General features: G+C 36.2%; 12 protein-coding genes. 7 read left to right on the top strand and 5 right to left on the bottom strand.

Annotated elements, in window-relative coordinates; genetic code table 11:
- Positions 1-396: 396 nt before the first annotated feature.
- The 5 genes from EOD40_RS00305 to EOD40_RS00285 all read right to left on the bottom strand — a co-directional run bounded on the left by EOD40_RS00305 (position 397) and on the right by EOD40_RS00285 (position 6,196).
- On the bottom strand, positions 397-1,614 hold the full coding sequence (locus EOD40_RS00305; protein WP_128192908.1) for a S8 family serine peptidase: 1,218 nt from the start codon (positions 1,612-1,614) through the stop codon (positions 397-399).
- 515 nt (positions 1,615-2,129) lie between these two features.
- Positions 2,130-4,076 carry a tetratricopeptide repeat protein gene (locus tag EOD40_RS00300; RefSeq protein WP_128192907.1) on the bottom strand — a complete coding sequence of 649 codons (1,947 nt, stop codon included), beginning with the start codon at positions 4,074-4,076 and terminating at the stop codon, positions 2,130-2,132.
- A gap of 36 nt (positions 4,077-4,112) precedes the next feature.
- Positions 4,113-4,832 (bottom strand): glycosyltransferase family 2 protein, encoded by a 720-nt coding sequence (locus EOD40_RS00295; RefSeq protein WP_128192906.1) that lies wholly within the window; start codon positions 4,830-4,832, stop codon positions 4,113-4,115.
- Positions 4,833-4,990: 158 nt separating this feature from the next.
- Complete coding sequence (locus EOD40_RS00290) at positions 4,991-5,683, bottom strand: aspartyl/asparaginyl beta-hydroxylase domain-containing protein (RefSeq protein ID WP_128192905.1); 693 nt, start codon at positions 5,681-5,683, stop codon at positions 4,991-4,993.
- Positions 5,684-5,686: 3 nt separating this feature from the next.
- The gene (locus EOD40_RS00285) at positions 5,687-6,196 is read right to left on the bottom strand and encodes a hypothetical protein (protein ID WP_128192904.1); all 510 of its coding nucleotides are present in this window, start codon (positions 6,194-6,196) and stop codon (positions 5,687-5,689) included.
- Positions 6,197-6,347: 151 nt separating this feature from the next.
- Here EOD40_RS00285 and EOD40_RS00280 point away from each other — a divergent pair, with 151 nt between their 5' ends.
- The 7 genes from EOD40_RS00280 (at position 6,348) to EOD40_RS00250 (ending at position 24,049) form a co-directional block, all read left to right on the top strand.
- Positions 6,348-6,905: a phage tail protein gene (locus EOD40_RS00280; RefSeq protein WP_128192903.1), complete on the top strand. Its 558-nt coding sequence runs from the start codon at positions 6,348-6,350 to the stop codon at positions 6,903-6,905.
- Positions 6,906-6,966: 61 nt separating this feature from the next.
- The gene (locus tag EOD40_RS00275; RefSeq protein ID WP_128192902.1) at positions 6,967-8,118 is read left to right on the top strand and encodes an ABC transporter substrate-binding protein; all 1,152 of its coding nucleotides are present in this window, start codon (positions 6,967-6,969) and stop codon (positions 8,116-8,118) included.
- A complete protein-coding gene (locus tag EOD40_RS00270) occupies positions 8,118-9,035 on the top strand; it encodes a methionyl-tRNA formyltransferase (protein ID WP_231129546.1) in 918 nt (305 codons plus the stop codon). The genes EOD40_RS00275 and EOD40_RS00270 overlap by 1 nt, the downstream gene beginning before the upstream one ends.
- A gap of 38 nt (positions 9,036-9,073) precedes the next feature.
- Positions 9,074-15,448, top strand: coding sequence for an MBG domain-containing protein (locus EOD40_RS00265; RefSeq protein WP_128192901.1), 6,375 nt, complete (start codon positions 9,074-9,076; stop codon positions 15,446-15,448).
- A gap of 72 nt (positions 15,449-15,520) precedes the next feature.
- Entirely contained in the window at positions 15,521-16,360 is an 840-nt protein-coding gene (locus EOD40_RS00260; RefSeq protein WP_164905421.1) for an outer membrane beta-barrel protein, read from the top strand.
- Positions 16,361-16,510: 150 nt separating this feature from the next.
- Positions 16,511-21,049: a DNA polymerase III subunit alpha gene (gene dnaE, locus EOD40_RS00255; RefSeq protein WP_128192899.1), complete on the top strand. Its 4,539-nt coding sequence runs from the start codon at positions 16,511-16,513 to the stop codon at positions 21,047-21,049.
- 273 nt (positions 21,050-21,322) lie between these two features.
- Entirely contained in the window at positions 21,323-24,049 is a 2,727-nt protein-coding gene (locus EOD40_RS00250) for a glycosyl hydrolase (RefSeq protein WP_128193391.1), read from the top strand.

Raw genomic sequence — 24,049 nt, 5'->3', positions numbered from 1 at the left:
TTGTGTTTTAGATAGTTAGTTTTTTTATTTCTATTTAGGATTCATAAAGTTGTGTTTGTAACAATATGTGAGTTGTTTTGTCTTTTGTGAATTTTCTGGTGTTTTTAGTTAATTAGTTTGTTTTGTTTGATAAATTGTTTGAATATGTGTCTAAAAGCAAAAAAATCAACAAGATTTTGTTCTTGATATGATTTGTGTAAAAGGTTTTAATTTTTTTAAATTAACTAAATTCTCTCTTTTGTTAAGAGAATTCTATTTTGATAAAATATTACGACAACCAAAAAAATAAGAAAGTTGAATTTAACAGGTGTTTTTTAATAGTTTACTGTAGAAATAGTTGCTGATTGTTTGCTTTATGAACTTAAAGTAAGCTTGTTTAACTGTTTAATAGATAAGTTAATGATGAGCAATTGGATCAGGAATTTTATCAGGATCATTTATAACAGTTTTGTCTGAATTGACAGTTCCTAATAAGAGTAAACCGCATACATGTGGTGCAGCCATTGATGTTCCGCTAATAGTATTCATGCCCCCGCCTTTCCATAAAGATAGAATAGATACTCCAGGAGCACAAAAATCAACTGAGGTTCCATAGTTTGAAAAATAAGCAAAAATATCCGATTTATCCATTGCAGAAACGGTATAGATATTAGTGCCATTGGCGCTAGAGGGAGAGTGATTGTTTGCGTCATCACTTTCGTTTCCAGCTGCTATTGCAAATTTAACTTTTGCGGATGCTTTTATAACTGCATCGTTGAGTACTGAACTGACAGGGCCTCCTAAGCTCATGTTGGCAGCATCACCATCGGTGCCGTTTGCGCCTACATATTCAACCCCGGCAATAACTCCTGAATAAGAACCGCTACCACGGCTGTCTAAGACGCGAACAGCAACTACTGTGGCTCCGGCAGCAACTCCTATAACTCCAATTGTATTGTCAATTGCGGCTACTGTTCCTGCAACATGAGTTCCGTGTCCGTTACCGTCATTAGGATTGTTAGCATCAATGCCACCTAAGAAACTTTTATTACGACCATTTTTGTCTACGTTTAAATCTGGATGAGTTAAATCAATTCCAGTATCTATAATCCAGGCTGTTTTTCCTAGCCCGCTAAGACCACCGCCAACGCGACTAATTCCCCATGGTATAACTTGAGCTGGAGATCCACCGCCACCTCCGCTTGGTTTTCCTTTCAAAATAGATAAATCAGGGTTAAGGGTTATGGTGTAATCTTGTTCAATGGACTTAATGCGGCTGTCTTTTCGTAAAGATAAGAGTTGTTCCTCATTTAATTCTGCTGCAAATCCGCTAACACCATATCCGTAGGTTTGTTTTACCTTTTCTGAAGTAAGTTTAATATCTGAAAAACGAGCCAGATAATCCTTTTTTAACGATAAAATCCTTTCGCTGTATTTTTGCGTAGCATATTTTCCGGACATGTTTTCTTTTAAGACAACTACATATTGTCCTTCAATAGGTTCCATAGTGTAATTGGAAAGTGGACTTAATTCTTGTACTTCAATCAAATCATTATTTTGACAACTTGTAACTAAAAATAAAGATGTGAGACCAAGCACTAAACATAAGCGGGTAAATAAAGTAAAGTTTTTCATTGGTATAGCTTTTAAGTAAGACAAAATGAACAACTTGGGGTGAATAAATTTAGATAAAAAAAGGATATTAAATGATTAATAATCTAATTATTATTTGTGTTGTGTTGCTTTTTATTTTAGGTTAGTATAATTTGTAATTCATTTATTACGTCTCAAGGGAAATAAAAAAGAGACTTTTTTTGTTGATAACTTCCCTTTTCAGTAGCCTAAAAAAAAACTAATTTTGAAATTCAATTTTTGTGATTTTTATAAATTACAAATGCTTCAAAAACAGTTATGTACTTAATATTTGATACCGAAACTACGGGATTACCTAAGCGTTGGGATGCGCCTATAACCGATACGGCTAATAGGCCGCGCTGTATTCAAATTGCCTGTCAGTTGCATGATGATATGGGAGAAATTGGGCGGAACAGTTCTTGATTGATTTTACTGAATATTATTGTTTCATTAAAAATTTAAATGAAGTTGTTTATCAACAAAAAGGAGTCGTATTAATTAGGGATGGCTTCTTTTTATTTTTTAATAAACTCTGAGTAATAATAATTTGCTTTTTCTGTATTTCCTAGTTCTTGGTAGATCATAGTTAAAAACTTTAATGAATTCTTCTCATTTGGATTCAACTTGTAAGCCTTTTCAAATGCAGTTATTGCTTCTTTAAAATTTCCTGATGCGGCTAAAGTATTTCCATAATTCATCCATAATTCAACCGAATTAGAATTTTGCTTAATTCCTTCTTGAAAAATTGCTATTGCTTTTGGATACTCTTTTTTATTGAATAAAGCTGCTCCGTAATAATTATAAGTATTGTCTTGTGTATAGTTGTTTTGAACCAATTCTCTATAATTTGCAATAGCCTCATCAAAATTATTATCTCTAAAATAAGCATCGGCTAAATTAGATTGTAAAGAATAATCAGTTTTGGCTAATGCTAAAGCGCGTTTTGTGTAATATATTGATGTATTGTAATCCTTCATTTTATAATAGCAAACTCCTAAATTGGTTAAAGATCCTTTGTCATTGGGGTCAATTGTCAAAGCCTTCTTGTAAGAATCAATTATGAAAGGTAATTGTTGTTTTTGAAGTTCAATATCTGATGATAATTGGTTGAAAAATACTGTTGCATAATTAAAATGCACTCGTGCACTATTAGGGGCATTCGATAAATCCTCGGTAAACAAAGTGGTATTTGATTTCCAAACTTTATTTCTATTGAATGTTTTGAATGAAAATAGTAAAACGACAAAGGATAAAAAATAAACGGACGGATGAAAAAAAGTTTTTAATTCCGTGTTTTTTAAAAGATGAAATAGTAGAAAAACCAATGCAATGATAATTCCTAAAACTGGAGTGTATAATAATCTGTCTCCCATTGTTGTTCCAATAAGAACAACAATATTAGCGGCTAGAAAAATTGTAATTAAAAAAAATACTATGCCAAAACTGATTAAACTATTTTTATTTCTGAAAAAATAGGCCAACCCTAAAAGCATTCCAATAAGTAGTAAACTTGTAACAAACGAAAAAGAACTTACCGGTACACAAGGGATTTGATTGAAAGAATAATCATAACTCAAATTGTAAGGGTAGATAGATTTTACAATATATCTGGCAAATATGGTAAATCCGGTTGCAATTTTAGAGGTTAAATCATTGCAGCCAAATAAGGAATTATCTAAGTAAGTATATTGAATTCTTTTAAAAGGTGAAGTTAAAATAATATAACGATGCAAAATAAGCCACAGTGCACTAACAGAAATAATTGGAATTATTTTGAAAAGAAAAACATTTTTTTCTTTTCTGAATTTTAACCAAACCAAAAATAAAAAGATTGGTAAAAATAAAATTCCAGCTTCTTTGGATAACAAGCAACATAGAAAAGAGGCTACTCCAAGAAATTGAAAAAATTTCTTCTCTTTGATTAAAAGAAAATAGATACTTAGAATAAAAAAGAGGAAACAGAAAATTTCATCCCGGCTCTTGATGTTTGCGACAACTTCTGTGTGAATAGGATGAACAGCAAATAGTAATACTATAAAAAAAGTAATCCAAATGGAATAGTCTTTTAAATAATGATGCAAGACTTTAAATAATAAAACAATACTTAAGACGTAGTATAAAATATTAAAGAAATGATGTATAAAAGGATTGTTTGGAGACAATTGCCATTCGATGGCAAAAAATACTAATGACATTGGTCTGTATAATCCGGCATTAGAATCCCAATATCCTTGCCAATAAAGAGTAGAAAATAGTTCCGGAATTCCTGCAAGACCTTTTTTAACAAAGTTGTTTTGTTCAATTACAGCTATATCGTCTAAAACAAATCCGTGGTTCAAAGTATTGGCATACAATAAAAATGAAACGATCGCTAAAAACCAAACCATTTTTTGTGTAATACTTTTTTGGTTTAAATCCTCTATTTGAGTCGCATTTGAAACTTTTATTTTCTTCTTAGACATAATAATTCTATAATCAATTTATCTTTATATTTTTAATTAACTCATTTTAAAAAGGCCATATTTAATAATGCAATAAATAGCATGAAAACCGTCTTTCCATCCTATTTTTTTTCCGTCTGCATAAGTTCTGCCATAATACGAAATCCCAACCTCATATATTCTTACATTAGGAAACCTGACAATTTTTGCTGTAACTTCTGGTTCAAAACCAAATCTTTTCTCTTTTAAAGAAATATTTTTAATAATTGAAGAAGTAAACATTTTGTAGCAAGTTTCCATGTCTGTCAAATTTAAATTAGTCATCATATTTGATAAAAATGTCAGAAACTTGTTTCCAATGGTGTGCCAGAAAAATAAAATTCGATGTGGTTTGCTTCCCATGAATCTGGAACCATATACAACATCGGCAAATCCATCCAATATAGGTTTTAATAAAATATTGTATTCGTTAGGGTCGTATTCTAAATCAGCATCTTGAATAATGATAAAATCCCCTGTTGCGTTGTTGATTCCAATATGAATAGAAGTTCCTTTTCCTTGGTTGACATCGTTTTTAAAATATTTTATGGAAAGTTCCGGGTGTTCTTCAACATAATTTTTAATTAATTCTTCAGAATAATCTGTTGAGCAATCATTAATAATTAAAATTTCTTTAGTGGTATTTTCTAATAAATTGACATCATTGATTTTTGATAATATTTGAACTATAGTTTTTTCCTCATTGTAGCAAGGTATTATAATTGAAAGTTTTTTCATATACTATGAATTAAATAAAAGCAGCAAAAATACTTAAAAAACACTATTGCAGGCTATCTATTTGTTTAAAGAAGCAGCTTTGGATATATTGGTTTTGGAAAATACCACAATTGAGAAACAACCAAATATTTTTTAAAGTGCTTGTTCTTATGAGTGAATCATTTTTTTAAATTATCAATTAATTCTTTAGCTACTGGTAAATTAATTTTTTCTAATTCAGCTATTATGAGTTTCTTTTGATTTTCATCAATAGCAGGGGGTGTTTTTGTGAATTCTTCAACTGAGGCTTCTTTAAAAAAGAGATTGTCAGTCCATTCATTTCTAATTCCATCAATGACAAGGTGGATACGGTCGTTGTTGCCGCCATTTTTTACAGAATGTATAAAGTTGGCATTTAAATACCAGCATTCTCCTTCGTTCATGATTAATCTTTTACCATCTAATATAAACTCAACGTTTGAATTTGTAATTATTGGAATATGCAATCGAAACATACCGTCTTCATAGCCCAAACTATGATCGGTATGGGGTTTAACTTCTGCTCCTGCGCCAAGATTTAATAACCTGACAGCGGTTTTTTCAAATAAAAAACCATTAAGGATTTCTTTGAAATAGTCGCAAAAATCTAAAATATCAGTGGGTATGAATTCTTCTGCACTACTTGAAAAAGCGCTAATGTTACTAGATTTTCCTCCTTTTGACATCAATGCTATAGATGTCCATTTTCCAGAATAGTCGTTGGAATTATAATGGTCGATCCATTTTCTTTTTATTACTTTATTGGTATCAATTACTAATTTTTCTTTGTCAAAAAGAAATGGAAATTTTATTGATCGTACTAATTTATCCATAATTTAATCTCTTATCCATTTTTGCATAACCGGAAAAGCTTCCTTTCCTTCTAAATGAGCTCTTTTGTCTCCTAAGGCTAATCCGGCCCATTCTAAAAATGGTAAGCCGATATAGTTTGCATTTGTGAAATTTGAAATAAACCATTCCGAATTTCCTTTATAACCGTTTGGGTGAAATACGAATGAAGGATTGAGATTTAGGTGAGTGAGAGCAGCATAAGACCATAGGATTGCTGCTATTTCTTCACCTTGTGTAGGCCATTCTGCATTATTGATGTTAATGTCAATCATTTTTCTGCTTTCTTTATCTGTAACAGCCAAATGTCCGGCTTCATGTAGTAAATCGCCCGGATGTTTTAATTTGTTAAAATCTACATAGATACAATTAGAACCTAAGCTAAGACCAGGTAAAAAAGTGGTTGATTCTAATTCTTTTTCAATGATTTTAATTCCAATTTTTTCTAAAAATTCCAATACTCTTGTTGTTTCTAAGGTGTTTTTCCTAGTCGGCATGTCTATTATTAAAAAATGATTAATTGATTATTAAGTGTTTAATAAGTTTTGAAGATGTTAAAAAAATATTTTTAAAATATAGGCAATATATTACATTGTTTTATATATTTACTGTTTATTAGTAGGAAAAAAAGTAAAAAAATTAAAAACTATGTCTACAGAACCTTTCGTTGGGGAAATTAAAATTTTAGGATTCAATTTTGCGCCTAGAGGCTATCAAACTTGCAGCGGCCAAATTTTATCAATTGCTTCAAATACTGCCTTATTCTCTTTATTAGGTACCTATTATGGAGGAAATGGGCAATCAACATTTGCTTTGCCAGATTTACAGGGTCGTACACCAATTGGACAAGGGCAAGGGCCTGGGCTTCCTAGTTATGTTATAGGAGAAAATGGTGGAGCAACTAGTGTAAGTATATTAACATCAAATATGCCTGCTCACATTCATACCCTAAATACTGTATCTGCAAAATTACAAGCTTCTACTGCAAATGCTGATGAATCAGCTGCTGAAGGTAATTTTTTAGCGACTTCTTCAGCCCCGGTTTATTCTGGTAATGGAGCAACTCCTGGAGCTTATACTGGAGGGATTCAAATTTCAGGCACAACTGATATTGCTGGATCAGGCATTCCGGTAGATATATTAAATCCGTATTTGGTAATTAATTATTCCATTGCTACTGAGGGAATATTTCCAAGCAGAAACTAATTGAAATTATAAAAAGGAAATTTTCAATATGAAAGTTTCCTTTTTTATTATTTAAAAAATAATGCAAACAATAGGAATTTTATTAGCAAGATCAACATATTATCAAACTATTGGTTTTGATTTATATGAAGGACTTCGTTCCGGATTAAAACATTTAGGAAGAAGTGACATTAGAATAGTTACAGAAAACATAGGTTTTGGAGCTGATAAGCAACAATGTTATCGCAGTGCCGAAAAACTCATACTAGAAGAAAATGTTTCCGTAGTAATTGCATACATAGGACATCGTATGGCACAATTGCTTCGACCACTTTTTCTCGCAGCTAATAAAATACTGATTGTTTTAGATGCCGGAGCTAATTTGCCTAACGAATGGCCTAGCTGTCCAAATATTTTCTATCATTCGCTTCATAATTCCTTGGGGGCTTCACTTGCAGCGAAAAAGGCCACAGATGATGGTTACACATCTGCAGGTATGGTAACGGGTTATTATGATGGAGGTTATTTACACACTTATAGTATTTCAAAAGGATTCGAAGAGGCTGGAGGAACCATTTCTTTTAATCATGCGACTGGATATAAAACAGAAGACTTTACAATAGTACCTTTGGTGGATCACTTAGAAAAATTCCCAAACAGTGCCTTATTAAGCTTATTCAGTGGAGATTTTGTACAGTGGTATTTTGAGGGCATTAAAAACTCATTTAAGGGACAAAATCTCCCTATTTATTTGCCTCCATTTGGTTTTGAGGAAATGATGCTGTCTGATGCAGAATATCCAGGCGACAATATAAAAGGAATTGCGGCATGGTCAAAAAAACTAGAGTCGGAGGAAAATAAAATATTTATTGAAACGATGAAAGCTGCAGGCAGAATAGCTAATCTGTTCTCATTGTTAAGTTGGGAAAGTGCTTCAATAGTTTTAAAAGTGATAGAATTAATTGATGAACATAAAAATAGCATACCTCAAATAGCGAGCGATTTGCAGTCGTTTAGCTTTGAAAGTCCAAGAGGTATGATTTATTTTGACTCTAAAACAAATACTTCTATTTCTCCTTTGTACAACGCAACTATAATTGCTACTAATGAAGGAAAGTGTGAAATACAGATAGAAAGTATGGCAAATGATGTATTTGAACATTTTAAAAAGCTATCCACTCAAGAACTGAATAATTCAACATCAGCTTGGCATAACAGTTATACATGTATTTAATGGGAACACAAAAAAAAATAATGGTGTTGTGTGGCGGAAAATTCGCCTTTCCTGCATTGCAATTATTGGCATATGAAAAATTTATATGCGCAATTGGAATTGGTAAAGGCAATGATACAATTACAGATGCATTAGAAAGAGAATCTGAAGACAGCAACATAGGTTTTAAATCTTTTCCAAATAAAAAAAGTATCTCCGAAATGAGGTCTTGGATTGACATTGTCCAACCTGATTATGTATTTTGTATCTCATTTCCCTTTCTGCTTCCCGAAGCAGTTTTGTCTTATGGACAGGATAAATTCATCAATTTTCATCCGGGGCCTTTGCCTCAATATAGAGGATCGATGCCAATTTTTGAAGTATTGAAAAATCAGGAAACAGAAACTGCCATTTGTGCTCATTTTATGAATTCGAAATTTGATGAAGGGAATATTATTTTTAATGATCCCGTGACTATTGAAAAAGGAGATACTTATGGAAAACTAACCGTTAAATTAAGTGAGCGGATGGCACAAGTAACTTTAAATATGGCTAATATGTTACAATTTGCAAGTCAGATTCCAAGCCAGCCTCAAGAGGAAAGCTTGTCCTGTTACTATGAAAAACCTGAATTATCAGATACTTATATTAATTGGAAACGAATGACGGCAAGTGAAATAATCTCATTGATTAACGCCTGTAATCCATGGAATAATGGGGCGGACACCACATTACAAGGAGAACAAGTTAAAATAATTGTAGCTTCTCTATTGGAAGAGTCTCATAACAATCAATCAGGAACAATTGTGTCTTTTACAGATACTGTAAATATAGCTTGTGTAGACAGTAAACAAATTGCCGTTGAAATCCTTAGTACCGACATTGGTATTCTGACAGCGAAACAATTTGCAGAATTAAAATCAATACTGGCTAATTAATATTTAAAATAATGCCCTAATTTAAATCTATTTCTATTATGAAGAAAAACTTTACTTTAACTTTTGCAATGTTGCTTTGCCTCTTTTGTATAGGAGCAAATGCGCAAACGCAATTTTGGAGCGATACCTTTGAGGACACAGGTGCTCCCAGTACAGGCACACGAACGCCTTCTATTACTGAATTTTCTTGTGGTGGTCCACCTGCAACTTCTTATTTTTTCAGAACTGCACTAAGTGGAATTGCATTACAAAGTGGGACTTATAGTGGGTTTGAAGGTACTAAATTTTTTGCAGCTGAAGATATTGACCGAGGGGCAACATGTGTGAACGCTTCTATTAGCTCAAATCAACAAGTAACTTGGTCTAATATCAATATTTCAGGAAAAACAGGATTATCATTTAAAGGTCTTTTTGCAGATAATGATTTTAATGGTTCTTATCAAGGCACCTCTTTTGCGCCAGATCAAGATTTCATGGCAATTGAATATCGAATTGATGGGGGAGCTTGGACTAAAATTATTGGAATTTATGCAAATACTACAACATCTTCGAATGTTTTTAGTGTTGATACAGATGGTGATTTAATAGGTGATGGAACTGCTTTAAGCTATACTTTTAAAGAATTAGCCGCAAATATTTCTGGAACCGGAACCTTATTGGATATTAGATTTAATTGTTCTGTAAATGCTGGTTCTACACAAGAGATTGCTATAGATAATTTTCGTTTATTTGAAACGGCTGGAACAGCTCCAACAGTCACTACAACAGCAGCAACAGGTGTGGGTGCTGTGAAAGCTACATTGGGAGGAAATGTTACCGCTGATGGTGGAGCAACTGTAACAGAAAGAGGTATTGTATGGGCAACAACTGCAAATCCTACAACCTCCAATACTAAAGTCAGTAATGGAACAGGTACTGGAAGTTTTAGTGCGACTATTTCCTCCTTGCCTGCAGGAACGCTTGTTCACTTTAGAGCTTATGCAACTAATACATCAGGTACAAGTTATGGATCGGATTTGACTTTTACAACCAATGCTGCATTATCAGCAACTGCTAGTCAAACCAATGTGTCTTGTAATGGAGGTACTAATGGTACTGCTTCGGTTACTGCTTCGGGTGGTGTTACATCCTATAGTTATTCTTGGTCACCTTCGGGAGGAACGGGAGCTACGGCTACAGGTTTAGCAGCGGGATCCTATACATGTACTATAACTGATAGCGAATCAACACAAATTACAAAAAACTTTACGCTTACTCAGCCAACGGTAATAAATACAGCCTCAGGTTCTCAAACCAATGTGTCTTGTAACGGTGGAACAAACGGTTCAGTATCGGTTTCTCCTTCTGGCGGAACTCCGGGTTATACCTATTCATGGTCACCATCTGGCGGAACAGCAGCTACAGCTACAGGTCTTGCCGCAGGAAGTTACACTGTAACGGTAACAGATGCGAATGGTTGTACTGCAACTCGCAATTATACTCTTACACAGCCATCGGCAATCAATACTTCTTCAGGTTCCCAAACCAATGTGTCTTGTAATGGCGGAACTAATGGTTCTGCATCGGTTTCTCCTTCAGGCGGAACTCCAGGCTATACCTACTCTTGGTCACCATCTGGCGGAACTGCTGCTACGGCTACAGGTCTTGCTGCAGGAAGCTATACAGTAACGGTAACCGACGCTAATGGTTGTACTGCAACTCGCAACTATACTCTTACACAGCCATCGGCAATCAATACTTCTTCAGGTTCCCAAACCAACGTATCTTGTAATGGCGGAACTAATGGTTCTGCATCGGTTTCTCCTTCAGGCGGAACTCCAGGCTATACCTACTCATGGTCACCATCTGGTGGAACTGCTGCTACGGCTACAGGTCTTGCCGCAGGAAGCTATACAGTAACGGTAACCGACGCTAACGGATGTACTGCAACTCGCAACTATACTCTTACACAGCCATCGGCAATCAATACTTCTTCAGGTTCCCAAACCAACGTATCTTGCAACGGTGGAACAAACGGTTCTGCGTCGGTTTCTCCTTCTGGCGGAACTCCGGGCTATACTTATTCATGGTCACCATCTGGTGGAACTGCTGCTACGGCTACAGGTCTTGCCGCAGGAAGCTATACGGTAACAATAACTGATGCAAACGGATGTACGGCAACTCGTAACTATACTATTACCCAGCCATCGGCAATCAGTACAGCCTCAGGTTCTCAAACCAATGTGTCTTGTAACGGTGGAACTAATGGTTCGGCATCAGTTTCCCCTTCTGGCGGAACTCCGGGCTATACTTATTCATGGTCACCATCTGGGGGAACGGCAGCTACAGCTACCGGTCTTGCAGCAGGAAGCTATACTGTAACTGTAACCGATGCAAATGGTTGTACAGCAACTCGCAACTATACAATAACACAACCATCAGCAATCAATACAGCCTCAGGTTCTCAAACCAATGTGTCTTGTAATGGCGGAACAAACGGTTCAGCATCAGTTTCCCCTTCTGGCGGAACTCCGGGTTATACTTATTCATGGTCACCATCTGGAGGAACTGCAGCTACAGCTACCGGTCTTGCAGCAGGAAGCTATACTGTAACTATAACCGATGCCAATGGATGTACGGCAACTCGTAATTATACAATAACGCAACCATCGGCAATCAGTACAGCCTCAGGTTCTCAAACCAATGTGTCTTGTAACGGCGGAACAAACGGTTCAGCATCGGTTTCTCCTTCTGGTGGAACTCCGGGCTATACTTATTCATGGTCACCATCTGGAGGAACTGCAGCTACGGCTACCGGTCTTGCTGCAGGAAGCTATACTGTAACTATAACCGATGCCAATGGATGTACGGCAACTCGTAATTATACAATAACGCAACCATCGGCAATCAGTACAGCCTCAGGTTCTCAAACCAATGTGTCTTGTAACGGCGGAACAAACGGTTCAGCATCGGTTTCTCCTTCTGGTGGAACTCCGGGCTATACTTATTCATGGTCACCATCTGGAGGAACTGCAGCTACGGCTACCGGTCTTGCTGCAGGAAGCTATACTGTAACGGTAACAGATGCCAATGGATGTACGGCAACTCGTAATTATACAATAACGCAACCATCGGCAATCAGTACAGCCTCAGGTTCTCAAACCAATGTGTCTTGTAACGGTGGAGCCAATGGTTCAGCATCGGTTTCTCCTTCAGGCGGAACTCCGGGCTATACTTATTCATGGTCACCTTCTGGAGGAACTGCAGCTACAGCTACCGGTCTTGCAGCAGGAAGCTATACTGTAACTATAACCGACGCCAACGGATGTACGGCAACTCGTAACTATACAATAACGGAGCCATCGGCATTGAGTTTTACAACTACAACTTTGCCAGGTTATGATTATAATCAAACTTACAATCAAACAATTTCTGCTACAGGTGGTACAGGAACAAAAACTTATGCAGTTACTGCAGGAAGTTTACCTTCAGGAATTTCTTTAGCATCAAATGGTGTGTTATCAGGAACTTCTACTCAGATTGCAGATAGTAATTTTACGATTACTGTTACTGATGCAAATAGTTGTACTGCTGCATATAATTTTGTATTAAAATTAAATCAAATACCAATTACTGTTACAGCAACAGTATCTCAAACCAAAGTATATGGAGATAGCGATCCTGTTTTTACATATACAGTGACACCAAGTTTGTTGTCTGGAGATACGTTTACTGGAGCTTTGGAAAGAGCCACAGGTGAAAATATAGGTAATTATGCTATAAATGCAGGTACTCTTTCAGCAGGGTCTAAATATTTAATGACTTTTGTTAGTGCTGATTTTGCTATTACAGCCAAGCCAATTACAGTCACTGCTACTGCTTCTCAGGCAAAAGTTTATGGCACAGTAGATCCTGTTTTCGCTTATACAGTTTCGCCAAGTTTAGTAAGTGGAGATTCATTTACAGGAGCTTTAACAAGAGCTGTAGGAGAGAATATTGGGACTTATGCAATTGGACAAGGAAGTTTGAGTGCCGGTTCTAATTATACTATTAGCTATGTTAGCAAAGACTTTGCTATCACGGCCAAGCCAATTACGGTTACGGCTTCTTCTTCTCAGACAAAAGTTTACGGTACAGTAGATCCTGTTTTTGCTTATACAGTTTCGCCAAGTTTAGTAGGAGGAGATTCATTTACAGGAGCTTTGACAAGAGTTTCGGGAGAGAATATCGGAACTTATGCTATTACACAAGGCAGTTTGAGTGCAGGTTCTAATTATACTATCAGTTATGTTAGTAAAGATTTTGCTGTTACAGCTAAACCGATTACAGTTACGGTTACTGCTTCTCAGACGAAAGTTTATGGTACTGTTGATCCTGTTTTTGCTTATACAGTTTCTCCAAGTTTAGTAGGAAGTGATGTGTTTACAGGAGCTTTATCAAGAGTGACTGGAGAGAATATTGGAACTTATGCTATTAATCAAGGAAGTTTGAGTGCAGGTTCTAATTATACGATTAGCTATGTTAGTAAAGATTTTGCTATCACAGCCAAGCCAATTACAGTTACTGCTACTGTTTCTCAGACGAAAGTTTATGGTACAACTGATCCCGTTTTTGCTTATTCAGTTTCACCAGCTTTAGTAGGTAGCGATACTTTTACAGGAGCTTTAACAAGAGTTTCGGGAGAGAATATTGGGACTTATGCTATTAATCAAGGAAGTTTGAGTGCGGGATCTAATTATACCATTAGTTATGTTAGCAAAGATTTTGCTATCACAGCCAAGCCAATTACAGTCACTGCTACTGCTTCTCAAACGAAAGTTTATGGTACAACCGATCCGGTTTTTGCTTATTCAGTTTCACCAGCTTTAGTAGGAAGTGATACTTTTACAGGAGCTTTAACAAGAGTTTCGGGAGAGAATATTGGAACTTACGCTATTAATCAAGGAAGTTTGAGTGCGGGGTCTAATTATACTATTAGTTATATCAGTAAAGATTTTACTATCACAGCCAAGCCAATTACAGTTACGGCTACTGCTTCTCAGACAAAGGTGTATGGTACTGTTAATCCAGTATATACTTATTCAGTTTCTCCAGGTTTAGTAGGAAGTGATACCTTTACAGGAGCTTTAACAAGAGCTGCAGGAGAGAATGTAGGGACTTATGCAATTACTCAGGGAACATTGAGTGCTGGTTCTAATTATACAATTAGTTATGTTAGTAAAGACTTTGCTATTACAGCCAAGCCAATTACAGTTACAGTTACTGCTTCTCAAGCAAAAGTTTATGGTTCAGCTAATCCGGTATATACTTATTCAGTTTCACCAAGTTTATTAGGAAGCGATGCCTTTACAGGAGCTTTAACAAGAGTTTCGGGAGAGAATATCGGAACTTATACTATTACACAAGGAAGTTTGAGTGCAGGTGCTAACTATACTATTGCTTATGTTAGTAAAGACTTTGCTATTACAGCCAAGCCAATTACGGTAACAGCTACTGCTTCACAAACGAAGGTGTATGGTACTGTTGATCCAATCTTTACATATGCAGTTTCTCCAAGTTTAGTAAGTGGAGATTCATTTACAGGAGCATTGACAAGAGCGACTGGAGAGAATGTAGGTGCTTATGCAATTGGTCAAGGAAGTTTGAGTGCAGGTGCTAATTATACGATTAGTTATGTTGGTAAAGATTTTACTATTACTAAAGCCAATCAGACTATTACTTGGAATCAAATTTTAGAGTTAGGTTGTGATGGAGTGACAACTGCGGTATTGACAGCTACTTCTAGTAGTGGTTTGCCTGTAAGTTATACTTCTTCTAATACTAATATTGCAACGATTTCAAATGGAGTATTGGCTTTACAGAATTATGGTTCAGCAATTATTACAGCTTCACAATTGGGTAATAATAATTATAATGCAGTTCCAGTAGTTAACTTGGTGGTTGTAAATAGTCAACCTAATTTAATCAGAAAGCAGTTTGAAGATATTATCTTCTTTGATAATAGTTCTAAGACTTTTACATCCTACACTTGGTATAAAAACGGGGTTTTAGTTCCAGGTCAAACTGCTCAGTATTTTAAAGAGAATGGAGCTTTAAATGGTACTTATTATGCTAAAGCAACAAGATTGGATGGAATGGTAGTTACAACTTGTCCAATAGTTTTGTCTCCAATAGTAGAGGAAGAATATATAAAGATTGTTCCTAATCCGGCAAAACCGAATACAAGTTATGAACTTGTTACTAATGTGTCTTCATTAAGATTACAAAATGCACGTGTTGAAGTATACAGTGTAGGAGGATTGTTGTTAGATAATAAAACTATTAGTGAAAACAAGGTGATTTTAAAAGCTCCAATGGTTGAAGGTATTTATATTGTAAAAATGACCTTGGCAAATGGTAAATATTTCACCAAAAACCTTTTAGTTAAAAATTAAAAACTATCGAGAGTATGAAATCCTCATTTGATGTAAATGAGGATGGATTATTCTGATACAAAAAATATAAATATGAAATTTAATATTAAAAGCATAATAGGGGCTTCAGCCTTTCTAATATCTCAAGGGGTTGCTGCTCAGTTTTATGTAGGTGTGCAATCAGGAATTGGACAAATCCGAAATGATATTAAAGTGACATCGCCAGGATATCAAATTGAACATGCAGGAACATTAAAAGCGGGTTATATTTATTCGCTAACTAATCATTTTGGAATTGGAACAGGCATAGAATTTTCTCAATATAAGCAGGATGTTTCTTTGAATAATCCAATAGGAACTTTAACTAATTTTGAGGTTGATCCTTCAGGTTCTGCATTTGTTTATAATGTAACGACAAGTGGTTATAGTGAAAAACAAACACTTCATGCGATACAAATTCCACTTTTCGTTCAGTATAAAACAAATATCCATAAAGGAGTTGATTTTAATTTTAGAGCAGGAGCTAAATACTTTTTGCCTGTAAAATATAAGATTGACGCAACGGCATCTTATGTAAATGGTACGGCCTATTATCCGGATGTTAATTTGAGTATTGATAATTTACCAGAATACGGTTTTGGAGGTCATGCTAATTATTCAGCTACCGGCGAATACGAAACGAAGGGAATAGTGATGAGTATGTTTGAGTTAGGTTTTACATTTGATATCGGAGCAAAAAATGCATTATATGCAGCAATGTTTCTTGAAAGTGGCTACGGTTCTATTCTTGACCAGGATACTGATAAATCTTACATAGGTTACAATCCAACATCTGTTACAGATAGAAAAGCTAATGGATTGTATAGTACAGATATGGATGCAAAGATTCGCCCTTTAGCATTTGGTGTTACACTAGGATGGAATTTTAAATAAGCCTATTTTTTAAATTTGTATGAAAGGTCTTGATTAATTATCAAGACCTTTTTTTGTTGATAACTTCGCTTTTCATTGGCTTAAAAAAAAACTAAATTTGAAATTCAATTTTTGTAATTTTTATAAATTGCAAATGCTTCAAAAACAGTTATGTACTTAATATTCGATACCGAAACTACTGGATTACCTAAGCGTTGGGATGCGCCCATAACCGATACGGCTAACTGGCCACGTTGTATTCAAATTGCCTGGCAGCTGCATGACGATATGGGACAGCTTATCGAACATCAGGATTATCTGGTAAAACCGGAAGGTTTTAATATCCCCTATGATGCCGAACGTATTCATGGAATTTCGACCGAGTTAGCAGAGGCGGAAGGAATCCCTTTGGCCGAAGTTTTGGAGAAATTTAATATCGCTTTAGGCAAAGCCAAATTTATTGTAGGTCAGAATCTGGGTTTTGATGTCAATATTATGGGTTGCGAATTGTATCGAATGGGGGTTGATTCGCCAATGGCTTCCATGCCGGTTTTGGATACCTGTACCGAAGTTACCGCTAGTTTATTGAAATTGCCGGGAGGTCGTGGAGGAAAATTTAAATTGCCTACACTAACTGAATTACATAGTTATTTATTCAATGTCCCTTTTGCTGAAGCACACAATGCAACTGCCGATGTTGAGGCAACTACGCGTTGTTTTCTGGAATTAATCAAAAGAGAAGTTTTTACTAAGGAAGAACTCGATGTTCCGGCTTCTTACTTTCAGGATTTTCAGGCAAAGAATCCGCAGGAAATTCAGCTTATCGGTTTAAAGCATATCAATTTAAAAGCAGCTTCTGACGAAATTAGAAAGCAGCTTCAAAAAGTAGATCAAACCACAACGCAAACCATTATTTCGGATGCGGATAAGCAAGGTTTGGACGAAGCTAAATTTGCTCACTTACACAATCATACACAGTTTTCGGTCTTACAGTCGACTATCGGGATAGCGCCTTTGGTGGCTGTTACAGCTAAAAATGGTTTTCCTGCTGTTGCAATGACCGATACAGGAAACATGATGGGAGCTTTCCATTTTGTGAGTGCAGTGATGAATCACAATAAAGGGGTTTCCGCCAAGAATAAAGCTTTGGTTGAAAGTGGGGAAGAACCTACAGAAACCGAAATCAAACCTATTGTAGGTTGCGAATTTAATATTTGCGAAAATCATCAAGATAAGTCCAAAAAAGACAATGGCTACCAAGTTGTTTTATTGGCAAAAAATAAAAAAGGCTATCATAATTTGGCTAAAATGGCATCTATAGCTTATGTGGATGGTTTTTATTATGTGCCAAGAATTGATAGAAACGTTGTAGAAAAATACAAAGAAGACATCATGGTTTTGTCGGGGAATTTATACGGTGAAATTCCGAGTAAAATTCTGAACATTGGTGAAAACCAAGCCGAAGAAGCCTTGATTTGGTGGAAAGAGCAATTTGGAGACGATTTCTATCTCGAAGTGATGCGTCACAATCAGGAAGATGAAAACAGGGTGAACAAAACTCTGATTGAGTTTGCGCAAAAGCATCAGGTAAAATTAATTGCGACCAATAATACCTACTATGTAAATAAACAAGATGCGAATGCACACGATATTTTATTGTGTGTAAAAGATGGTGAAAAGCAAGCAACACCTATAGGTCGCGGTCGTGGGTATAGATATGGATTGCCCAATCAGGAATATTATTATAAGTCGGGAGAGGAAATGAAAAATCTCTTTGCCGATTTGCCTGATGCGATTATCAATATTCAGGAAATTGTTGATAAGGTCGAAATTTACTCATTGTATCGAGATGTATTGCTTCCTAAATATGATATTCCTGAAGAATTTGTTGATCCTGAAGATGAAAAAGATAATGGTGTTCGTGGAGAAAATGCTTATTTAAGGCATTTAACGATGGAGGGAGCTAAAAGGCGCTATGAAGAAATTACGCCTAGCATTCAGGAACGATTGGATTTTGAATTATTGACGATTTCAAACTCTGGTTATCCGGGTTATTTCCTGATTGTACAGGATTTCATTGCCGAAGCTCGAAAAATGGATGTTTCGGTGGGGCCAGGCCGTGGATCGGCTGCGGGCTCTGCCGTGGCATATTGTTTGGGAATTACTAATATCGACCCAATTAAGTACGATTTGCTTTTTGAGCGTTTCCTGAATCCTGATCGTGTGTCCATGCCCGATATTGATATCGATTTTGACGATGAAGGTCGTGGTCGCGTAATGGATTATGTAATCAATAAATATGGAGCCAATCAGGTGGCGCAAATTATTACCTATGGTAAAATGGCGACTAAATCGGCTATTCGTGATACGGCTCGTGTACTAGATTTACCATTGTTTGAAGCAGATAGAATAGCGAAGTTGATTCCTGCGATGATGCCGGGAAAATGGAATCTGGCTCGTTTCCTTTCTGAATCAGAAGATGAGGTTAAAAAAGCATTAAAAGGTGCTGATGAATTTGAACTTGTAAAAGAATTAATCGGCATTGCCAATGAAGATGATTTGGCAGGAGAAACTATTCAGCAGGCAAAAATTCTGGAAGGGTCGATGCGAAATACAGGTATTCACGCCTGTGGGGTGATTATCACGCCTTCGGATATTACTAATTTCGTTCCGGTTACCACTGCCAAAGATTCGGATTTGTATGTAACCCAGTTTGATAACTCGGTTGCCGAAAGTGCAGGATTGCTGAAAATGGACTTCTTGGGCTTGAAGACCCTGACTTTGATAAAAGATACCGTAAAACTGGTGAAGTATCGAAATGGAATCGATTTGGATCCCGATACTTTTCCAATTGACGATGTCAAAACATACGAGCTGTTCCAGAGAGGAGAAACGGTTGGTATCTTCCAATACGAGTCACCCGGAATGCAGAAATACATGAAGGATTTGAAGCCGACGGTTTTTGGGGATTTGATTGCCATGAATGCCTTGTATCGCCCGGGACCTTTGGAGTATATTCCTTCCTTCGTTCGAAGAAAGAATGGGGAAGAGCCTATTGTGTATGATTTAGATGCCTGTGAAGAATATCTTGGAGAAACTTACGGAATTACGGTTTACCAAGAGCAGGTGATGCTTTTGTCCCAATCCTTAGCGGGTTTTACTAAAGGTGAAGCCGACGTTTTGCGTAAGGCGATGGGTAAGAAACAAAAGGACGTACTGGATAAAATGAAACCTAAATTTGTCGAGCAAGCTTCGGCAAAAGGACATGACGCAAAGGTTTTGGAAAAAATCTGGAAAGACTGGGAAGCCTTTGCTAGTTATGCTTTTAATAAATCGCACTCCACTTGTTATGCTTGGATTGCGTACCAAACGGCTTATTTGAAAGCGCATTATCCGGCAGAATATATGGCAGCGGTACTTTCGAATAACATGAACGATATCAAACAGGTTTCGTTCTTTATGGAAGAATGTAAGCGAATGGGATTGCAAGTTTTAGGGCCTTGTGTGAACGAATCTTATTATAAATTTACCGTAAACGATGATTATGCGGTTCGTTTTGGAATGGGAGCCATCAAGGGTGTGGGAGCCGGTGCGGTTGAAACCATTGTGGAAAACAGAAAAAACGGAAAATACAAATCCATTTTTGATTTGGCTAAGCGAATTGATTTACGTGCCGCCAATAAAAAGGCGATTGAGAATTTAGCTTTGGCAGGTGGTTTTGATGCTTTTGAAGGAACTACCCGTGCGCAATATTTTCATGATGAAGGTGACGGAATTACCTTTTATGAAAAAGCCATGCGTTATGGTTCGAAATTCCAGGAGAATGAAAATTCGTCTCAGGTTAGTTTGTTTGGTGAAGCCAGCGAAGTACAAATTGCTGAGCCCGTAGTTCCGCCTTGTGAGGACTGGAGTACAATGGAAAAGTTAGCCAAAGAGAAAGAAGTTGTAGGGATTTATATTTCTGGCCATCCACTGGATGATTTTAGATTTGAAATGAAATATTTCTGTAATGCTAAGTTGGAAGCTCTTAAAACCTTGGAGGCTTATGTAGGGAAAACGCTGACTTTTGGCGGAATTATTAATAATGTCCAGCATCGTGTGGCTAAGAATGGTAAAGGCTGGGGGATGTTTTCGCTGGAAGGTTATGATGAGAGTTATGAGTTTCGAATTTTTGGAGAAGAGTATTTAAAATTTCGCCATTTCCTGATACAGAACAATTTTACTTTTATGAAATTAACGGTGAAAGAAGGCTGGATGAATCAGGATACAGGGAAAAAGGGTGATCCAAGATTACAGTTTGTAGAGATAAAACAGTTGCAGGACGTGTTAGAGGCTTTCGCCAAAAAACTAATCGTATTGCTGAACATAAAAGATTTGTATCCTGAATTTATACACAAGTTGAGTCATCTTTTTAATGAAAATAAAGGAGAAAATCAGGTGACTTTTGAAGTGATGGAGATAGAGAAAATAAAAAAACTCGTGGAGATGGCTCCTGTTATGGAGGATAATGAAGAGGTTGTTTTTGAAGATGAAAATGAAGATGTAGAGGCTTCGGATGTGCCGGAAAACAAGGCTGTTCAGGTTACCGAGGTTGAAGAAATTAAGGTTGTAACTAAGCTGAGTATGGTGAGCAGAAAGTTAAAAATTAAGATTTCGACCGAATTGTTACAGGAACTGGAAAAAATGCAGGTGAATTTTAAGTTGAATTAATCAATTATAATAGCTGTGTAAAACCCGTCTTGTTTTTCAAAACGAGACGGGTTTTTTGTGAGTTTCAATTTTGATATGGGTCATTATTGTTGATGAATTGGAGTCTTCTAAAGAAGAGTTTTGCTGTGTAGTATCAACAGGACGGTACAGGATGCGTTAGAAAGTCATCTTTAATAATTTTATATTCTGAATATAATCAGATCAATTTTAAATAAACTTGGTCTAATCTGTTTGAGGATGGATTACGAACCAGATAATTTTAATATAAAATCAATGAAAATCAAACACAATTGTCTTCCGTTTTTTATCGGGATTCTATTTTCTTTAAATGGTGTGGCTCAAACAAATGCCTGGCCTGAAACCAAAAATGTGAACAAGCCATGGGCACGCTGGTGGTGGATGGGAAATGCGGTAGATAAACCCAATTTGAAATCAAGTTTAATCGATTTTCAAAAAGTCGGAATTGGAGGAGTCGAAATAACACCTATTTATGGAGTAAAAGGAGAAGAGAATAATTTTATTGATTATTTGTCGCCAAAGTATATGGAAATGCTGGGCTACACGGTGAAAATTGCCGATAGTTTAGGCTTGCAGGTCGATATGGTTCTTGGGACAGGTTGGCCTTATGGAGGACCTCAGGTTACGCTTCCTCATGCAGCAACTAAATTGGTAGTGGAAAAATATGAGGTTAAAAAAAACGAACAATTCAATAAAGAAATAAATGTAGATCCGGCAAAGGAGAAAGTACCTGCACAATTACTGGCTGTTTCTGCTTATGGTGCCGATGGTTCTTATCAGGATTTGACAAGCCAGTTAAAAGGGAATGTATTAAACTGGAAAGCCAAAAAAACTGATTATACACTTTATGCTGTTTTTGCCGGGAAAACGGGTCAGCAGGTTAAGCGTGCTGCGCCAGGCGGAAAAGGCTATACTTTAGATCATTATTCAGAAGAAGCACTTAATGCTTATGTAGTTCCTTTTGATAAAGCGTTAGTGGGATTTGAAGGTAAGTTGAGAGCTGTTTTTAATGATAGCTACGAAGTTTACGGAACCGATTTTACGCCATTGTTTTTACAGGAATTTGAAAAACGAAGAGGTTATGATTTAAAAAAATACTTTCCTCAGTTGTTGAGTAAAGAGGATTCTGAAGTTGGAAACAGAGTAAAAAGCGATTATAGAGAAACGATATCTGATTTGTTGTTGAATAAATTTGATTTGCCATGGACGAAATGGGCGAATTCTAAAAACTATAAAACGAAATTACAAGCGCACGGTTCACCAGGGAATTTAATTGATTTATATGCTTCGGCTGATATTCCAGAGTGCGAAACTTTTGGTTCTATGCCTTATGATATTCCGGGATTCAGACGTGAAAAAGAAGATATTAGAGATGGTGATGCCGATCCTGTGATGTTAAAATTTTCTTCTTCGGCGGCACATATTTCAGGAAAACCATTGACTTCTTCAGAAACTTTTACGTGGTTGAGAGACCATTTTAAAACGGCATTGTCGCAATGTAAACCGGAAGCTGAGGACTTGTTACTTAACGGGGTCAATCATATTTTTCTACATGGTTCTACTTATTCGCCTAAAAAAGCGGAATGGCCGGGATGGCAATTCTATGCTTCGGTGAATTTTAATGCCAATAACAGTATCTGGGAAGATGCTCCGGGATTGTTCAATTATATTGCTAATTGTCAATCGATGTTACAATCTGGGAAGCCAGATAACGAAACATTATTGTATTATCCAGTTTACGATACTTGGGGGAAAAGCTTAGAAGGAAATTTATTTTTCCAGTTTAAGATTCATTCGTTGAAAGAATGGTTGCATGGAACTCCGTTTTATGATACGACTAAAAAATTGATGGCAAATGGTTATGGAGTTGATTTTGTTTCGGACAACTTTATTGCTCAAGCCACAGTAAAAGACGGAATGATAGTTTTGCCTGGAAATAGTTATAAAGCATTAGTGGTGCCAAATTGTGACAAAATGCCTTTGGCTACTTTAGAGAAATTGATTGATTTAAAGAAAGCGGGTGCTTCTATTATTTTTGAAGGTTTGCCAAAATCGGTTCCGGGACTTAAAGATTATGAGGCTCAAAATACAAAATTAGCAACATTACTTTCAGAAAATAAAGCTATTGTGAGTCCGGTGAGTGATTTGTTTAAAGCTTTAGCTGACGCAAATGAACAGCCTGAAACATTAGTAAAAACTGGTTTGAAATTCATTAGAAGAGATTTAAATGGAGAGAAAATCTATTATCTGGTAAATCACACTGCCAAAACCATTGAAGGGTTTGTTCCTTTGGCTGTAGCCAATAAAGAAGTATTGGTTTTAGATCCGTTGACTAGAAATGTTGGAAATGCAATAGTTAAGAAAGAGGGACAAACTACTTTGGTAAAACTTCGCATAGAATCAGGAAAATCATTTATTCTTAAAACGGAGAATACAGCTTCAGAAAAGCTCTGGAAATATTATCAGGATGCGGCTGAACCAATTGTACTAAAAGGAGACTGGAAGTTGACTTTTGAAAAAGGAGGGCCAACTTTGCCTGCTCCTGCCAAAGTAAGCACTTTAGAATCATGGACTAAAATCAGTCCTGAAACGGAAGCTTTTTCAGGGACAGCTTTGTACACTTTGCAGTTTGATGCACCAAAAGTGACTGCTGATAATTGGAAATTGAATTTAGGTGATGTGAGAGAAAGTGCTAAAATTTGGTTGAATGGTGAATATATTGGAAATGCCTGGTCGGTGCCATTTACAATTAATTTAGGGCAACTTAAAAAAGGGAAAAACGAGTTGAAAGTTCAGGTGACCAATCTTTCTGCAAATAGAATTATAGACTTGGAAAAGAAAGGAAAAGAATGGAAAATTTTCTATGAAATCAATATGGTAGATAAAGATTATAATAAATTTGATGCTACTAAGTGGAAACCGATGCCTTCGGGATTGTTAGGTCCGGTTTCAATTACTCCTTTAAAAAATGAAACGAATTAA

The organism is Flavobacterium sufflavum, from assembly GCF_004016525.1.
Lineage (GTDB): Bacteria > Bacteroidota > Bacteroidia > Flavobacteriales > Flavobacteriaceae > Flavobacterium > Flavobacterium sufflavum.
The sequence above is the reverse complement of the archived record's forward strand: the minus strand, read 5'-3'. Positions and strand labels throughout refer to the sequence as shown.